Here is a 16,099-nt window from a genome sequence, read left to right on the forward strand (position 1 = left end):
CCGCCTCCGGCACCTTGTCGATCGCTGGATCGACCTGGCAACCCAGCTCTCCGACCTGAAACGGGAGCCGCCTGCCGCTGGCAACAAATCTACCAAACGGGCATGATCACGTGCCGAGAACTACGGACTCTCCAGTTATGATGTATTACGACGCCCAGCACCCGAAGTACCGGCCTGCGGAAAATCCGCTCAACCTGGAGATGCAAATGCTCTCCAGTGCCGTGGAGCCGACGGATTTGAACGGGACGGCGACGCTCGTGTGGCGGTACCGCGATCCGAACAAACCCGACAAGGGACGCTCGCCGGAGTGTGCCTTCTGGAATCTCTGTCTGTGGGGTCCGTTTCTGCCAGGTACGACTACAGCTGCGAGCGCGTGACCATCAACAGTGGCCAGACCACGTACGCAACGGGCGGGTCGTGGACCATCGTGGTCAGCGGGCAGGATCCCGGCGTCCCCAACTGGCTGTCGACCGCGGGACGCCGGCGCGGGCTGCTCTGGTTTCCGTTGGTTTCTACCCAAAGAGACACCAAAGCCGCTTGAAGCGAAGGTGGTGTCGTTGGCCGAGCTCAAACGCCGGCGTACCGAGGGCAAGTCATGAAGGACGAACGCCCCGCGAGGATCCGCATCGAGGATTTCGCCACCCCACGGTTTTCGCCAAAGATGGCGCAGCTGCGCGCGTCGGTCGCGTCGCTCGCGGACCACCTGCACCTGGAGGTCGATGCGCTGCTCGCCGACGCCGCGGCGCAGACCGGCCTCGACGACTTCGGCGCCCCGGATTTCACGGAGCGGCTCGGAGTCCTCCTCTACGGGCTGCGGGAGGAGGCCGGTCTGTCGCCCTTCGGTGTGGTGACCAGCTACTCGCAACTGCTGCAGCTGGTGAAGAACCGGCTACTGATCCAGAACCTACTCACGCAGCATCCGGAGGTTCACGAGGTGCGTATCCATCAGCCCATCATCATCGTGGGGCTCCCCCGTACCGGGACCACGCATCTGCATAACCTGATGTCGGCCAACCCGGGTCTACGCTCGCTGCCCTACTTCAAGCGCATGCACGAGATGACCGTCGAGCATGCGCACGAGGAAATCCATCTCCTGGCCATCGTCTCGACCATGATGTTCGAGACGATGGCGGTTATGCCGACCTGGCTGGACTACTACCGAGCGCACGACCAGACGCCGCATTACGTCCACCTGAAGACCGTGCTCCAGGCGCTGCAGTGGCTGCCAGTGGCTGCGCGGCGGCACGCGCTGGGTGTTGAAGTCGCCGCAACATCTCGAGCAGTTTGGCCCGCTGACCACCGTGTTCCCCGACGCCACTTTCGTGGTAACTCACCGTGACCCGGTCGCCGTGACGGCGTCGATGGCCACCATGGCAACCTACTGTGCCCGCATGTACGTGGAACGGCCTGACCCGCTCGCCTTCGGCCGGCAGCGGTCGACTCGTATCGAGGACTTGCTGTCCGCGTGCGTCCGCGATCGTGCCCTGCTGCCCGCCGAGCGTTCGATCGACGTTCGATTCCACGGGTTTATGGCTGACGACTTCGCCATGGTGCAGCGGATTTACGCGCTTGCCGGCCAGCCGATGACCGCGGATGCCCGCGCGGCCATGGATACCTTCATGGCGACGCACCCGCGCGGCAAGTACGGCGCTGTCGTTTACGACCTCAGCCCCTTCGGCCTCGATCCCGGCGAGCGCCGCGCGGCGCTGCGGTTTTACGTCGACCGCTTCGGCGTGAAGGAGGAGCGGTGAGCGATGCTCGCTTGCAGAGCCGCTCAATCGCTCTGTCTGTGACGTTGCGACCGTAAGCCAGTCGTTCTATATGCGGGAGCGAGCAGACGGCGACGGAGGATAGCGTGCAGGACCGAGATCTCGCCGATATCGAAGCGATCAAGCAGCTCAAAGCACGCTACTTCCGGTTTCTCGATCTGAAGCGCTGGGACGAGTTCGGTCAACTGTTCACCGAGGACGGCCATCTCGACGCGAGCGACGATGTGCCGGATGCCGTCGTGACCGGCCGTGCGGCGATTGTCGATGTGGTGCGCGGCGGCGTCGGGGAGGCGATCACCTTGCACCACGGTCACATGCCAGAGATCGAGATCACGGGGCCCGGACGCGCGCGCGGCATTTGGGCGATGGAGGACTATCTCGAGTTTCCCGGCGAGCCTCCGGCGTTGGTCGTGCACGGCCGCGGCCACTACCACGAGGAATACGAGAAGGGTGCCGACGGCGCCTGGCGCATCAAGCGGCTGCGACTGCAGCGCCTGCACCTCGTTCACAACGGCCGCCGCGTAGTGCCGCCGCGCGGAACGCCCCGCGCGTGAGCCGCGTCGCCGTCGTAACCGGCCGGCCGCTCTTGAGACCGCAGCGCAGGATAGTGCACGCCATGTTCGTCGATGAAACTCAGGGACAGAAGGCCTTGCGCGCCGAATTGCGCGCCTCCTTCACGAAGCTGATCACGCCGGAGGTGTTTGCGGCGACGCGAAACGTGGAGAGCGGAGAGCTCTACCATCGGCTCGTCCGCCAGATCGGACGGGACGGCTGGCTGGGTATCGGCTGGCCCAAGGAGTACGGCGGCCGGGCGCGCTCGGCAACCGAACAGCTGATTTTCCTCGAAGAAGCCATGCTGGCGGGCGCTCCGATCCCGGTCATCACCCTCAATACCGTGGGTCCGGCGATCATGGCTCTTGGCTCTGATGAGCACAAGAAGAAGTTCCTGCCCGGGATCCTGCGCGGCGAGGTCCACTTTGCGATCGGCTATACGGAGCCTGAAGCGGGGACTGACCTCGCGTCGCTCACCACGACCGCCGTCCGCGACGGCGACGACTGGATCATCAATGGCACGAAGGTGTTCACCAGCGGCGCCGAGGGTGCCGACTACATCTGGCTCGCGGCCCGCACCGACCCTGACGCGCCCAAGCACAAGGGACTGACGATCTTCATCGTCGCCACGAAGTGGCCGCGAGCGCCGAGTTCGCTAGAACGGTGACGGCGAACATGATCGCGGCGCGACGCGAGGGTGTTCTCGCACGTGGCCGGGCACAGCACCAGCCGACCGGGGAGAAGTGAGGAAGGCCTTCGGTCGGACATTTTTTCTTTGATTCATCTCGATGAATGGCCTAAAGGGTGGCCGGACAGCGCCTGGTTTGTAATGAGCGCGAGTACCCCAATGATCAAAGGAGCAGACAATGAAGTATAGAGTTATCGAGTGGACCACCGGTGGCGTTGGTCAAGCATCGGTTGTGGCCATGCTGAATCATCCAGAATTGGAACTCGTTGGGGTGTACGCTCACAGCCCCGAGAAGGTTGGACAGGATGCCGGCACCCTGTGCGGTTTGGCGCCGATCGGGATCAAAGCCACGAACGATATCGATGCACTATTGGCGCTCAAGGCGGATTGCGTAAATTACGTTCCGCTCTGGCCGGACATTGATCACCTGTGTCGGATTCTTGAATCCGGAACCAATGTGGTCACCGCCGCGAGCTGGATCACCGGCCATAAGCTGGACAAGGAATACAAACACCCGTCAGGCAAGAAGGCCACGCAGCTCATTGAGGAGGCCTGCCAACGTGGTCAAAGCACAATCTACGGCAGCGGCATGAGTCCAGGGCTCGCAAATGTCCTCGGCTTAGTGTCTACAGCGGCGTGCACGCATGTAGACCATATAACGGTGACCGAATCGGTCGATGTTTCGAGTCATCACTCAGTCGAGACGTGGAAAAGCGTCGGTTACGGCTTACCGGTCGACCACCCCGATGTTCCGAAACTCATCAAGACCGGCACGTCGGTATTTGTTGATGCTCTGTACATGATGGCTGACGCGCTGGGGGTTGAACTGGAAGACGTACGCTTTGAAAACGAGGTGGGTGGTGCCACCGAAGATACCGACTTCGGTTGGTGGCAGATAAAGAAAGGCTGCGTAGCGGCCCAGTTCACCCGCTGGATTGGCATCGTTGGCGGCAAGCCAATGATTGAGCAACATCTGGTATATCAGATGGGCTTCAACACCAAGCCGTGCTGGAAGGTCGAACATGGGTACGTTGTCGCCATCAAAGGATACCCCGACATCAAGACCAAGTTTTCCATTTTCCCGCCAAGAGGTCTCACTGCAAAGGATCCAAAGGAATACCAGCGAATCGGGATGACGCTGACCGGCTTGCCGTTACTGAATGCGATCGGTGAAGTCTGCAAGGCAAAACCGGGTATCCTGACCAGTCCGGATTTACCCGTGAGAGGCATGACGGCTTCCGCACGGCGCGAGTGACAGGCACACTGTACCCAAAGCCGTTGCATGACGGACGCGGCCTGATAGATGCTGGGATCGTGCACACCAGGACGTATCGCTGCGACCGGTGCAGCGGAGGGCCGCCGTTGATCGACCGGATGCGCTGGTGATGAGCACGTTGGTGATGCGGTTCGACCTCAGGTCGCCCGCCTTCGGCACCCCCACGGTAGAGCTCTACGCCGCGGCGCTCGACATGGCGGTGTTCGCCGAAAAGCACAAGTTCGCCGCAGTTGTCGTCTCCGAGCACCACGCCTCCGACGACGGCTACCTACCCTCGCCGATCGTCCTCGCATCCGCCATCGCGGCGCGCACGTCGCGCATCGCTGTCAACGTCGCCGCGCTGATCGTACCGCTGTACGACACCGTGAGACTCGCGGAGGATCTCGCGGTGCTCGACCATGTCAGCCGGGGCCGCGTGTCGTACGTTGTCGGCGTCGGGTACCGGCCAGTCGAGTACGAGGCGCTGGGCCGAGACTTCGCACAGCGGTCCAAGGTCGTGGTCGAACAGATCGCGCTGATGCGACGCGCATGGACGGGAGAGCCGTTCGAGCACGAGGGACGCAGGATCCATGTCCGTCCCGTGCCGTACACGCAGCCACACCCGGTGTTGTTCTACGGCGGCGGGTCGCTCGGTGCCGCTCGTCGCGCCGCTCGACTCGATCTTCCGTTTTTCCCTCAACTCCGCGACCAGCGTCTCAGGCAGGCGTATCAGGACGAGCGCGCGCGCCTCGGTCTTGCGCCGGGCCTCGTGATTCCACCCGCATCGGCTCCGTTGAATGTGTTCGTGTCCGAAGACCCGGACGCGATGTGGGCGCGTATCGGCAAGCACCTCCTGCACGACGCCCGTAGCTACGCGCAGTGGCAGGCCGAGGCGGGACTCCGATCGGACGCGCTCGAACCCGCCGACTCGATCGACGCGTTGCGTCGCGGCTCGGTGTACGCGGTGTTGACGCCCGATGAATGCGTTGATCTCGTGCGCACGCGGCGCGCGGTGAGCGTCCACCCGCTCTGCGGGGGCCTGCCGCCCGAAATCGGCTGGGAGACGCTCAATCTGATTGCCACCAAGGTGCAGCCCGCGCTTGACGACACACCAGGAGGCGCGCGAGAGGCTCGGTGAAGAACTTCGCGAGACGGGTGGATGGAGAGAAGAGCTGCTCGTTTCACACGACCATCAAATGGCGCGCCGTCACCAGGGGCAGATCGAGCGTCGACAGCATTCCGGGCTGGGCGGCACAGACCGCAGGAATCGCGTTGATCACGCGCATCGCCGTGGCCGTCACCCCGCCCGTGTTGTGATCGCCGTCGTAGCCCTTGATGCCGAGGTAGCAGGTCAGCCCGGGTGAGCCTTCGATTTGGATGCGATAGCAGGCTGGCAGCTCCTCGGGCGGCTTCGGCCAGTCGGGGGCGCAGTCGAATACGTCGCTGCCGAGGCGATTGTAATGCTCGGCTACGATGACCGGGCGACCCTTGACGATGCCTTGGACCTGGAAGTGCACCGCCGCCACGTTGCCGGCCTCGATCGTCGTCATCTTCGTGCGAATGGTCTTCGTCGTCACGCGCCGCTCGTGCTCCTCGCGCACCTCGTCGAGTTGCACGCCCAAGGCGTCAGCGGTCATCTGAACGATACCGCCCCATCCCCACTTGATGGCCCCCGGAGTGAACAGCGGCGCCTGGTAGTCGATCGGCTTTCCAAAGCCGAAGTACGCGCCCGTGAACTCCTGGTCGTCGTAGGTACCGTAGTCGAAAAGCTCGGTGACTCGAACCGACTCGACTCGCTCGCACAGACTCATCAGCGTGAGCGGCAGCGCGTCGCCGCTGAATCCGGGGTCAAGGCCGGAGGCGTACAGCGAGGTTCGACCCTTCTGGCAGGCCGCCGCGATCCGCTGCCGGATTTTCTGATTGGCGAAGGGCGGATAGTAGAGCGAGATGAGCGAGGTGGTCACGACGTTCTTGCCCGACTCGAGGATCTTGCAGAGATCTTCCACGGTCTCTCGAGGCCGTGGTTCGCCGAGGGCCATATAGGAAACGCAATCAGCCTCCAAGGCCAGAAGCTCCTCGGCTTTGTTTGTCGCCTTCACCCCGACGGGCTCGATTCCGCAGAGCTCCCCCGCGTCTTTGCCGGCTTTGGCCGGGCTATGGGCGAAGACGCCGGCGAGCTCAAGGTCCGGATGGCGGATGATGGCCCGCAGCGCGTGATAGCCGACGTTTCCTGTGGACCACTGAATAACCCGTAACGTCATAGGCACCCCAACCTTTCAGCAGCAGTAAGTCCCCTTGACGCGATGGATCTTCGCAACACGCTCAGACCAATCGAGTGCGGGCATTGTCGCATCCGTCGCAAGGCGCCGCACGAAGACTCATATCCGCCGGCCGGCTCTCTCCCAGTACGGGTCGCGCAGCTTGCGCTTGAAGATCTTGCCCGTATCCTCCCGCGGAAGCTCGTCGCGGAACTCGATGACCTTGGGCACCTTGTAACCGGCGATCCGTTCGCGCAGGAAGGCCCGAACCTGGGTGGCATCGAGTGTCGCGTTCGCCTTCAGCTGAATGTAAGCACACAAGCTCTCGCCGAACTCCTCGTCGGGAATGCCGAAGACGGCGCAGTCCATGACCCCTGCGAACTTGAGCAACTCCGCCTCGATCTCGGCCGGAAAGATGTTGACGCCGCCCGAGATTACCATGTCTTGCTTGCGATCGCACAGGTGCAGGTAACCGTCCTCGTCCATGAAGCCGACGTCGCCGCTGGCGATCAGACCGTCGCGCTCGGCGTCGCGGCGCTTCTGGTCGTCACCATGGTAAGTAAAGTCCGCGAAGTAGGTGAGCCGCGAGTAGACCTCGCCCGGTGTTCCCGGTGGAAGCTCGTGGCCGCGCTCGTCGAGGATGCGAACGATGGCCCCGGGGATCACCTTTCCCACCGTCCCCGGATGTTCCAACCACTCCTGTGAGTTGCACAGGCTCACGACGCCGACTTCGGTGGACCCGTAGTACTCGTAGATCACCGAGCCCCACCATTCGATCATTTGCCGCTTGACCTCTGGCGGACAGGGCGCGCCGCCGTGAATCACCCATTTGAGGGAGGACAGATCGTACTTGCGCTTGACGGCGTCGGGCAGCTTGAGCAACCGCACGAACATGGTGGGGACGACGGCCATATGCGTGGCCCGGTGCTTCTCGATCAGCAGCAGGAGTTGCTCCGGATCGAAGCGGGGCTGGAGAACGACGGTGCCGCCGATGCTGGCCGCGGACTGCGCGTGGCCGTTCGGCGCCGCGTGGTACATGGGTCCGGTGATCACCGCGGTCACCTGCCCCGTCATACCGAGCACCGTGGGACTCATTTGCCGTGTCGCCGTATCCTGCTCTTTCGTCGGCCGCCGGCGGCGGACACCCTTGGGGCGGCCAGTCGTGCCCGAGGTGTACAGCATTGTCCCCGGGGTCTCGATCTGCTGCAGCGGCCGCGGATCGAAGCGGTCAATCCACTCGGACCACGCGGTCTCCCGATCGGGGACTGGACAATCGCCCGGATCAATCCCGTAGGCATCGCGGATCTCTAGCGGCGTCGGCACCACGAAGACGGGAACGCCGCTGGGAATATCCGCGCTGACCTGCGGCAGCAGGTCGGCGTGCACCACGATCGCCTTGGCGCCGCAGTCGCGAAAGATGTATCCGGCCTCCTCGGCGGTGAAGTGCCAGTTCACGGGTACAGGATAGGCCCCGAGCACCGCCGCCGCCCAACTGGCTTCGAAGAATGCAAAGTCGTTTCGGAGGACCAGGGCGATCGCGTCGCCCTCACGCACACCGATCGATCCCAACGCCGTGGCGGCTCGCGCGGTGTTCAGCACGAGATCCAGCAACGCAAGCTCTCGCTCTCCGCTGATGATGCGGCTGCCCGCAACAGCGGAATCCATCAGTGCCGCACCGTCGCTCGGGATGCGAAGGGAATCTTCACCCCAGAATCCCCATCTCGCGGGCCACAACGTAGCGTTGAATCTCAGTGGTCCCCTCGCCGATCGTCGAGGCGCGAATGTCGCGGTAATACCGCGAGGCCGGGCATTCGTCCATGCACCCCATCCCACCGAAGATCTGCACGGCGTGATCGGCGGCCTGCTTCGCCGTTTCGGTGATGAACCACTTGGCCATGGCCGCCTCTTTGGCGAAGACCTTCCCATCGGCGTGCAGACGCGCCGCCTTGTCGCGGATCAGACGGCCGAGTTCCATGTTCAGGGCCATGTCGGTGAGCATGCCCTGGACGTATTGGAACTTCGCGATCGGGCGCTTGAAGGCCACGCGCTGCTTGGCGTACTCGGCAGCAATCGCGAGACACTCCTCCCCGAGGCCGAGCGCCGAGGAAGCGATGATCACGCGGCCAATGAAGAAGCCGCTCAAAATGCGGTCCATACCCGTCCCGGCACCGCCCATCCGGTTGATCTTCGGCACGCGGCAGTCCTCGAAGAAGAGCTGGCGCGTGTCGCTCGAGCGCAACCCCATCTTCTTATAGGCGGAGCCAATCTTATATCCCGGCGTGCCCGTCGGCACAAAGATGGTGTCGAACCCCCAGCCCTCGCCCTCGGTGCGACACAGGACCAACACCCCGAGGCAGTTTGCCAGACCGGCGTTGGTAATGAAGACCTTGCTGCCGTTGATGACCCACTCGTCGCCGTCGAGGACCGCGCGCGTCTTCATGCGGGAGTTGTCCGAGCCGGCCTCAGGTTCTGTGATCGCCGCGCCGGTGGTGGCGTCGCCGCGGATCACCGGCTTCACGATACTATCCGTCCACAGGGCCTGCTGCTCCGGTGTACCCAATGACGCGACGGTGGAGGCGACGGCCAACGACACGAAGGTCGTCCACGACAGCGCCATGTCCACGCGGGCAATCTCCTCCAGGGCCAAGCAGTAGGTGAGGAGATCGGTGTTGCTGCCCCCAAGCTCCTCCGGGAACAGCATGCCGGTAACACCGATCTCGCCGACGCGCTTGAACAGCTTGTAGTCGAACTGCCCGGTGGCATCACGCTCGGCGGCGCCAGGGGCCACCTCCTTGCGGGCGAATTCCCGCACGGTGCGTCGGACGGCCTCTTGTTGCTCAGTGTATTCGTACATCATCCCTGCATTCCCTCCCAGGACATCAACGTCCTTTGTACTGCGCCGGGCGCTTCTCCAGAAAGGCGCGCGGTCCTTCGCGGGCGTCCTCGCTCACGACAACTCCCATTCCGATCTCAAACTCGATGGCGAGCGCCTGCTTCTCCGGGAGCCCATCGGTTTCCTGCACAGACTTCTTGATCCCTTGCACGGCGAGGGGGCCGTTGGCAGCGACACGCGCGGCGATCTCGCGCGCGGTCGCGAGGGCATGACCCGTGGGTACCACCCTCCCGATCAGCCCCATCTGCAACGCCTCAGCCGCCGAGTAGTGATCGCCGGTCAGCAGCATCTCCATCGCTTTCGTGTACGGAATCTGGCGGCGCAGCCGCACCGTGGAGCCGGCAAGCGGGAACAAGCTCCAGCGCACCTCGGAGATCCCGAAGGTCGCGCCCTCGCCCGCCACCCGGATGTCGGTCGACTCCAGGATCTCGGTGCCGCCAGCGATGCATGGGCCTTCCACGGCGGCGATGATAGGCTTCACGCAGCGATAGTCACGCAACAACCCCTTCCACATGATGGTGGGATCTTCCCGGAAACAGCGCTCGAAGTCGTCGCGCGGGGGTTCCCCACTTTGCCAGCGCCGCGCCACGGCATCGAGATCGGCGCCGGCTGAGAAGATGCCGCCGGCACCGGTGAGGATGACGACACGGATGTCGGCATCCGCGTTGATCATCTCCCACGCATCGGCGAACCGGCACAGCACTTCGGGGTTCATCGCGTTCTTGTACCGGGGCCGGTTCATGGTGAGCGTGACGATGTGGCCATCACGGTCGATCAGCAACGCGGCTTCGCTCACGTGTCATTCTCCTTAGTCGTTGCCGCAGCGCGTTTGTCATTGCGCGGCCCAAGCGCGATCCTTGTGCGGCGCATTTCCTGAACGGGCTCAGTACAACGGCCGAATGCCATACCGGCGATACCCCGGCAGCGTGACGATATCGAGGATCCCAAACCCGCGCTCGCGCTCGACAGTGAACTCGCAATACTCCTCGATCGACATCGCGTTTGCCTCGGCTTCGGGGAGCACGGCCGCGTCGGCGTCCGACCAGCGACTGGGTCCCCACCCCAGAAAGTGACTGCCAAGCTCTGTGCATTCCGCGCGCACGGCCTCGCCCGACACGGTCGAGAACGACAGTCGTGTTCGCGTCGGATGCCGTGCCCCAGGCGGCAACGTCCAATCATGCTCGACACGCGTGATGGGGTTGATGTGCCCGTCCTCGGTCACCACCGCACCGTCGCAGTACAGGATCTCGCCGTCGCTCGACTCGAATTGCCACGCCGTGATGCAGCGCCTGGGAAGATGCAGCGAGACCCAGTGATAGAACGGCAGTCCCGTCAGCACCAGCACACCCCATCGGCGGGCGCGCAACCCGATCAGATCCGTAAAGACCCGGTCACCGAGGGTGAACGAGCCGCCGTACACACCGGCTTGGTTGTAATACGACTGGTGCATGCCAATCGCCCCATCCTTCTCGATGCGGATGGGGCGGAAGTGATACGCCGGACAGCGTGCCTGGAAATCCAGCGCGGCGCGGATACCGTTGGCCTCGTCGCGCAGGTCCAGGCGCCATCGCCGCATGGGCTCGACGATCGCGAAGGACAAGTCCCCGGCAACGGTCTCCTCGCGCCAGTTCGCCAGCGGGCCGGCAAACAGATACGAGCAATGCTCGCCGTCGTGGAGCGTGAAGAGAAAGGCGCGGACGTAGCCCGCGTTGGGCATGACCTCCAGCCCCGCCAAGGCCGAGAACTTGCCTTGGCGGTCGTGCACGTTGAAATAGAGCGCCTCTTGCCAATCAGGGTGGCTCGATCCCACCTCCGCGAGCGGCTGCTCGGTCTGGTGGATCAGGTAGTCATCCATCGTGCTCAGCATGGTCGCGCTCCGTACCGAACCACGGTCTCAGGGCGTATGAGCGGCGAGATGCGGCACGACATCATCCTGATAGAGCGCTCCGTTCTCGTGCAGCCGATCCAGCTCGTCCTCGGACAGCCCGAGGAAGTCCCGCAACACCGTGCGATTGTGCTCGCCGACGAACGGTGCGCGGCCAACGGTGAGTGGGGACTTCGAGAAGTGCACCGCGGTCGAGATCGTCGGCACCGGGTCCGCCAGCGGATAGGGAATGCTGTGGATCATGTTGCGCGACGCCATCTGGGGATGATTCGCAACTTCCCAGGGATCGAGCACCACCCCCGCGATGATCTTGGCGTCCGACAGCGTCTTATACGCCGCCTCGGCGGTCGGAAACGTCTGCAGGAATTCCTCGATGATGCCGTGGACTTTTTCACGGTTCCTTTGGCGCGCATCCATGCTGGCGAACTCCGGATCGTCGATCAGCTCCGGACGTGCCATGACACGCGCGAGGCGCTCCCATGGAATGTCATGGGGCGCCATGATGACCAGGTACTTGTCCTGCGGCCCCTTGAATACACCCCAGGGGCACGCCAAGTGGTGAAAGCGGCCGCCACGCGGGACGGAGTACGCTCCGCGCGAGGCGACATAGGAAGGCGCGGCAGCGCAATCCACCGCAAACACCGTGTCCATCATGGAGATGTCGATGTGCTGGCCCGTGCCGGTACGCAATCGCTCGAAGAGGGCGGCGACGATCCCCAATGCTGCGGTCGTCGCCGTCACACTATCGGCGATGCCGTTACCCGCCATGTACGGATACCCATGCTCTTCACCGCAGAGCGAGAGCATCCCGCCCATGGCTTGGCCCACCGCGTCTGCGGCCGGCCTATCCGCCAACGGCCCCTCCATTCCGAAGCCGCTGATCGAGCACATCACGAGATCTTCGCGCAGGCGGCGGAGATCGTCGTAGGCCAGACCGAAACTCGGCATGACGTGGCGGGTATAGTTCTCCACCACCACGTCCACGCTCGGCACCAGTCTCTTGACCAGGTCGATAGCCTCAGGCCGCTTGAGGTCCATGCACAGGCTTTTCTTCCCGGCGTTGCAGTGCACGAAGGTCGGGCTCATGGACGGCGGCATCGCCCATGATTCCCCGCCGAAGGGCGGTAGCAGCCGTATGCCGTCACCGATCGGGGGCGGCTCGATTTTGATGACGGACGCCCCCATGTCACACAGCAGGCGGGTACAATAGCCCCCGGCCACAGCGCGCGTGAAATCGAGCACCGTGATGCCTCGCAGGATGCCGGTCTTCCGTTCAGTCATCTGCCCATCCGACGAGTCCACGCGCGAGCCACGACGGCCTTCACGCCGCCACGCCTTTCTCCCGCAGTTCGGCGATCTGGTTGCTGGAGTAGCCGTGCTCCTCCAGAATCTCGTCGGTATGTTGCCCAGGCCAAAGGTTCCAGCTGCGCACATCGAGAGGCTGCCCGTCCAGTTTGAGCATGGTTCCCACAATCGTGACCTTGCCGTGGACCGGATGTTCCACCTCGGTCACCATGCCGCGGGCTCGCATTTGGCGATCCTCAGCCGCGTCACCCGCGGAGTTGACCGGCGTAAAGCAGGCGTTCATGCCCTCGAACAACGCCACCCAGTCCGCGCGTGTCTTGGACTTGAACGTCTCGGCGAACTCCTTGCGGATTTGTTCTCGCCGGTCAACCGCGAATTGTTGGTCGACCAGATCCTCACGCCCGATGGTACGGCACAGGTTCTCATAGAAATATGGTTCCACCGCACCGATGGAGACGAACTTTCCATCCTTGGTCTCGTAGATGTCGTACCATGGATACATCCCCGAGTAGAATGCTTCTCCGCGGCGCGGCTCCTCCTTCGACGCCAGGAAGGCACCGATGGCCATTTTGTTGATCTCGAAGGCCGCGTCGGTGATGGACACGTCGCAGTAGGCACCTTCGCCCGTGCTCTGGCGCCGCAGCAGCGCCGCGAGGATGTGCACGGCAGCCGACATACCGCCGGCGGCGAAGTCGCCGATGAGCGTTCCGGGAATCACCGGCGCACCGCCGGCCCGCCCGTTGAGGTGGATGAGTCCAGCCACTGATACGTAGTTGAGGTCATGCCCGCCCGCGTCGCGGCCCGGACCGTTCTGACCGTACCCGGTGACGGAGGCGTAGACGATGTCCGGTTTGATCTTGCACACGGCTTCGTATCCGATGCCGAGTCGGTCGGCGACGCCGGGCCGAAAGCCTTCCTGGATGGCGTCGGCCTTCTCCACCAGGCGATGGAACACCTGCCGTCCTTCAGGACTCTTCAGGTCCAACGCGATAGCCCGACTGTTACGGAGCCCCAATGCGAACTGCCCGATTTGCGCGGCATTGTGCGTCATCAAGAGCGTCCCGATATCCTGCCCGCCGCGCCGGCCCGCACCCTTGGAGACCTCGGTGATCCTGATGACGTCGAAGCCAAGGTCGCCGAGCAACTGGGCGGTGAACGGACCCGGGCCCAGCCACACCATGTCCAACAGCCGATATCCCTTCAGAAACATCCTTGCCGTCCACTCCGATGGCAGGGATTGGGGAACAGAAACATTTGCGCGACCTATCTATCAGGGCGATGGGTATGTCAACACGGAGAGGGTGCCGTCACGTACGTCATAGGGCCCCCTTTGGCAGCGTCAGCGGCAGATCCAGCGCGCTCACCAGCCCGGGCGGCGCTTCGCACACGTAAGGGATAGCGTTTACCACGCGCATGGCCGTGGCGATCATGCCATCGCGACTCTGGCTCCCGGCGCCATCGCCGAGATGAAACTCACAGGTCATGTTCGGCCGCCCCTCGATGATCACCCGGTAGGTGCCGTCGTGCTCCGCCGTGGGCCAGTGCGGCGCGATGTCCGCACTCATGCGGTTCACGTGCTCAATCACGATGGCCGGCACGCCTCTCACGATCCCGATGGTCTCGAAGCGGACGGCCCCAACAGTGCCCGGCTCGATGACACCGGCAGCTACTTCCAGGCGGCGGTCGGTCACTTCGCTCTCGAAGGTTTCCCGGATCTCGTCGAGCTCAACGCCGAGCGCCGCCGCGATCATCCGCACCGGCGGCCCCCACGCCGAGCGCTGCACGCCGGGAAGGGTGAGCAGCGGCCGGTGCCCGGGAGGCTTTCCGAAACCGAACACCTCGAAGATCGTCGCTTCCACCGGGTAGTCCGCATAGCTGAAGATCTCCTGAGCGCGGACGGAGCGGACCTTTTCGGACATGGTCATGAGCGTGAGGGGCAGGAGATCTCCGGCAAACCCGGGCTCGATTCCGCTGCCAAAGAGCGAGACGCCACCGGACTGGCAGGCGGACTCAAGCCGCGCGGCGAGCTCGGGCTCCATACCCGCCCCGTAGATCAGTCCCGGGATGGAGGTCGTCACCACGTTTTTGCCGGACTCGAGGATCCTGCAGAAGTCCTTCAGGCACGCCTTGACGCGCGTCTCGCCGTGCGCCGTGTAGCACACACAATCGGCGTCGAGCGCCAAAACCGCATCGGCATCACGCGTCGCCGTCACGCCAACGGGTTCCCGCCCGATGAGCGTCCCGGCGTCCTGTCCCGCCTTGCGTTCATCGTGAACCAACAGCCCCACGAGTTCCAGGTCGTCCCGCTGCAAGATCGCATGCAGTGCCAGCTTCCCAACCCCTCCCGTCGCCCATTGAATCACTCGGTACGCCATGATCTGCCCTTTTCACCTCTACACGGCTCGACAAGGCTTTCGGCCTGGCGCGGGAACTGGTCAGCGCATCTGCGCCAGGAGATGTGCCGTGTCGAGCAGCTCCCATGCTTCGACGACCCGCCCATCGGCGATGCGGAAGACAAAGCTGTAGCAGTTCTCGTAGGGCTTACCACGGATCGTCCGGCCTCGGAGGGTGCCCAGGACCGCCGCCGAGTCGGAGTCCGCGACCACCATCTCGGGTTCCAGACTAAGCGTCCCCGGCTCGTAATAGGCAGCCTGTGCCTGCTGGACGAAAGTCAAAACCGCGTCACGGCCCTGCAACGGTGGCCGCTTCGCAAAAGGCGGGAGATGCCAGAGAACATCGTCCGCGAGCGTGGACGTCAGGGCGGGTAGATCCAGGGCCAGCAGCGCCTCGATGAACCGCAGCGCGAAATCACGCATCATAACGCGCCGAATCCAAGCAGGGGTCCGGGCATCAATCCGCCGTCCATGGCGATCGTCGCCCCGTTGATGAACTCGGCCGCCTTACTGCAGAGGAAGAGGCACGCGTCTCCCACTTCCTCAGGCTCCCCGGCGCGCCCCAGCGGTACGGACGAGAAGTATTCCTTTTGCTCCGCCGGGTCCTTGGGCAACACGAGATCGCGCATGTGCTCGGTGAGGAACGGCCCGAGCGCGAGGCAGTTGACACGCACCTTCGGTCCCCACTCGACGGCCAGTGACTTGGTGAAGTGGTTGAGCCCGGCTTTGGCTGCGCCATAGGAGACGAGGTGTGGGGAGCCGGCGGGATGAGAGGCTCCGCTGGAGATGTTCACGATCGAGCCTCCCGTCTCCTGTTTCGCCATCTGCCGATATGCACGGATGGCGAACCACAACGGTCCGATGAGGTTGTTCTCGATAACGAGCCGGTGGAAGAGCGGGGCAACGAATTCCGGATCGATGTCGTCGAGCCGGATTCCGCTGGCCTCGGCCGGAACCTTGCCGACCTCTTCCACCTTCTTGAGCGGCAGCGCTCCGCCGGCGTTGTTGATCAGGATGTCGAGCCGGCCGAAACGCTCGACCACTTCCGTCACGAAGGCGTCGATCTCCTTCCAGTGACGGTGGTTGCACCTGCGGTGCAAC

Annotated in this window: 18 protein-coding genes; 8 read left to right on the forward strand and 10 right to left on the reverse strand. The window is 63.7% G+C overall.

What is annotated here, in order from left to right:
- The first annotated feature begins 137 nt into the window (after window positions 1-137).
- The 8 genes from VF515_17055 (at window position 138) to VF515_17090 (ending at window position 5,402) form a co-directional block, all read left to right on the forward strand.
- Entirely contained in the window at window positions 138-377 is a 240-nt protein-coding gene (locus tag VF515_17055) for a hypothetical protein (GenBank protein ID HEX7409340.1), read from the forward strand.
- A complete protein-coding gene (locus tag VF515_17060) occupies window positions 374-541 on the forward strand; it encodes a hypothetical protein (GenBank protein HEX7409341.1) in 168 nt (55 codons plus the stop codon). The genes VF515_17055 and VF515_17060 overlap by 4 nt, the downstream gene beginning before the upstream one ends.
- 54 nt (window positions 542-595) lie before the next feature.
- Entirely contained in the window at window positions 596-1,339 is a 744-nt protein-coding gene (locus VF515_17065) for a sulfotransferase (GenBank protein ID HEX7409342.1), read from the forward strand.
- A complete protein-coding gene (locus tag VF515_17070) occupies window positions 1,254-1,751 on the forward strand; it encodes a sulfotransferase (GenBank protein ID HEX7409343.1) in 498 nt (165 codons plus the stop codon). The genes VF515_17065 and VF515_17070 overlap by 86 nt, the downstream gene beginning before the upstream one ends.
- A 104-nt stretch (window positions 1,752-1,855) precedes the next feature.
- A complete protein-coding gene (locus VF515_17075) occupies window positions 1,856-2,323 on the forward strand; it encodes a nuclear transport factor 2 family protein (protein ID HEX7409344.1) in 468 nt (155 codons plus the stop codon).
- A gap of 62 nt (window positions 2,324-2,385) precedes the next feature.
- Complete coding sequence (locus VF515_17080) at window positions 2,386-2,988, forward strand: acyl-CoA dehydrogenase family protein (protein ID HEX7409345.1); 603 nt, start codon at window positions 2,386-2,388, stop codon at window positions 2,986-2,988.
- A 199-nt stretch (window positions 2,989-3,187) separates the two neighbouring features.
- A complete protein-coding gene (locus tag VF515_17085) occupies window positions 3,188-4,264 on the forward strand; it encodes a dihydrodipicolinate reductase (protein HEX7409346.1) in 1,077 nt (358 codons plus the stop codon).
- 130 nt (window positions 4,265-4,394) lie between these two features.
- On the forward strand, window positions 4,395-5,402 hold the full coding sequence (locus VF515_17090) for an LLM class flavin-dependent oxidoreductase (protein HEX7409347.1): 1,008 nt from the start codon (window positions 4,395-4,397) through the stop codon (window positions 5,400-5,402).
- A gap of 43 nt (window positions 5,403-5,445) precedes the next feature.
- Here the strand turns inward: VF515_17090 and VF515_17095 are convergent, their stop codons facing one another.
- The 10 genes from VF515_17095 to VF515_17140 all read right to left on the reverse strand — a co-directional run.
- A complete protein-coding gene (locus tag VF515_17095) occupies window positions 5,446-6,525 on the reverse strand; it encodes a dihydrodipicolinate reductase (protein ID HEX7409348.1) in 1,080 nt (359 codons plus the stop codon).
- A gap of 117 nt (window positions 6,526-6,642) precedes the next feature.
- Window positions 6,643-8,187, reverse strand: a complete 1,545-nt coding sequence (locus tag VF515_17100) for an acyl-CoA synthetase (GenBank protein ID HEX7409349.1) — start codon at window positions 8,185-8,187, stop codon at window positions 6,643-6,645.
- A 37-nt stretch (window positions 8,188-8,224) separates the two neighbouring features.
- Window positions 8,225-9,379, reverse strand: a complete 1,155-nt coding sequence (locus VF515_17105) for an acyl-CoA dehydrogenase family protein (GenBank protein ID HEX7409350.1) — start codon at window positions 9,377-9,379, stop codon at window positions 8,225-8,227.
- A 22-nt stretch (window positions 9,380-9,401) separates the two neighbouring features.
- Window positions 9,402-10,211, reverse strand: coding sequence for a crotonase/enoyl-CoA hydratase family protein (locus VF515_17110; GenBank protein ID HEX7409351.1), 810 nt, complete (start codon window positions 10,209-10,211; stop codon window positions 9,402-9,404).
- An 87-nt stretch (window positions 10,212-10,298) separates the two neighbouring features.
- The gene (locus tag VF515_17115; GenBank protein ID HEX7409352.1) at window positions 10,299-11,282 is read right to left on the reverse strand and encodes a hypothetical protein; all 984 of its coding nucleotides are present in this window, start codon (window positions 11,280-11,282) and stop codon (window positions 10,299-10,301) included.
- A 27-nt stretch (window positions 11,283-11,309) separates the two neighbouring features.
- Window positions 11,310-12,581: a CoA transferase gene (locus tag VF515_17120; protein ID HEX7409353.1), complete on the reverse strand. Its 1,272-nt coding sequence runs from the start codon at window positions 12,579-12,581 to the stop codon at window positions 11,310-11,312.
- A gap of 40 nt (window positions 12,582-12,621) precedes the next feature.
- Complete coding sequence (locus tag VF515_17125; protein HEX7409354.1) at window positions 12,622-13,815, reverse strand: CaiB/BaiF CoA-transferase family protein; 1,194 nt, start codon at window positions 13,813-13,815, stop codon at window positions 12,622-12,624.
- 106 nt (window positions 13,816-13,921) lie between these two features.
- Window positions 13,922-14,980 (reverse strand): dihydrodipicolinate reductase, encoded by a 1,059-nt coding sequence (locus VF515_17130; GenBank protein HEX7409355.1) that lies wholly within the window; start codon window positions 14,978-14,980, stop codon window positions 13,922-13,924.
- A 60-nt stretch (window positions 14,981-15,040) separates the two neighbouring features.
- A complete protein-coding gene (locus tag VF515_17135; GenBank protein HEX7409356.1) occupies window positions 15,041-15,424 on the reverse strand; it encodes a nuclear transport factor 2 family protein in 384 nt (127 codons plus the stop codon).
- Window positions 15,421-16,099: SDR family oxidoreductase (locus tag VF515_17140; GenBank protein HEX7409357.1), on the reverse strand; the 679-nt coding region annotated here is incomplete at its 5' end. The genes VF515_17140 and VF515_17135, both read right to left, overlap by 4 nt.

The organism is Candidatus Binatia bacterium (assembly GCA_036382395.1).
Classification (GTDB): domain Bacteria; phylum Desulfobacterota; class Binatia; order HRBIN30; family HRBIN30; genus JAGDMS01.

Coding starts and splice junctions, on each gene's coding strand:
- VF515_17095 (HEX7409348.1), bottom strand. CDS start 6,525: ATGACGTTACGGGTTATTCAGTGGTCCACAGGAAACGTCGGCTATCAC.
- VF515_17100 (HEX7409349.1), bottom strand. CDS start 8,187: ATGGATTCCGCTGTTGCGGGCAGCCGCATCATCAGCGGAGAGCGAGAG.
- VF515_17125 (HEX7409354.1), bottom strand. CDS start 13,815: ATGTTTCTGAAGGGATATCGGCTGTTGGACATGGTGTGGCTGGGCCCG.
- VF515_17120 (HEX7409353.1), bottom strand. CDS start 12,581: ATGACTGAACGGAAGACCGGCATCCTGCGAGGCATCACGGTGCTCGAT.
- VF515_17105 (HEX7409350.1), bottom strand. CDS start 9,379: ATGATGTACGAATACACTGAGCAACAAGAGGCCGTCCGACGCACCGTG.
- VF515_17130 (HEX7409355.1), bottom strand. CDS start 14,980: ATGGCGTACCGAGTGATTCAATGGGCGACGGGAGGGGTTGGGAAGCTG.
- VF515_17065 (HEX7409342.1), top strand. CDS start 596: ATGAAGGACGAACGCCCCGCGAGGATCCGCATCGAGGATTTCGCCACC.
- VF515_17135 (HEX7409356.1), bottom strand. CDS start 15,424: ATGATGCGTGATTTCGCGCTGCGGTTCATCGAGGCGCTGCTGGCCCTG.
- VF515_17085 (HEX7409346.1), top strand. CDS start 3,188: ATGAAGTATAGAGTTATCGAGTGGACCACCGGTGGCGTTGGTCAAGCA.
- VF515_17080 (HEX7409345.1), top strand. CDS start 2,386: ATGTTCGTCGATGAAACTCAGGGACAGAAGGCCTTGCGCGCCGAATTG.
- VF515_17090 (HEX7409347.1), top strand. CDS start 4,395: ATGAGCACGTTGGTGATGCGGTTCGACCTCAGGTCGCCCGCCTTCGGC.
- VF515_17055 (HEX7409340.1), top strand. CDS start 138: ATGATGTATTACGACGCCCAGCACCCGAAGTACCGGCCTGCGGAAAAT.
- VF515_17115 (HEX7409352.1), bottom strand. CDS start 11,282: ATGCTGAGCACGATGGATGACTACCTGATCCACCAGACCGAGCAGCCG.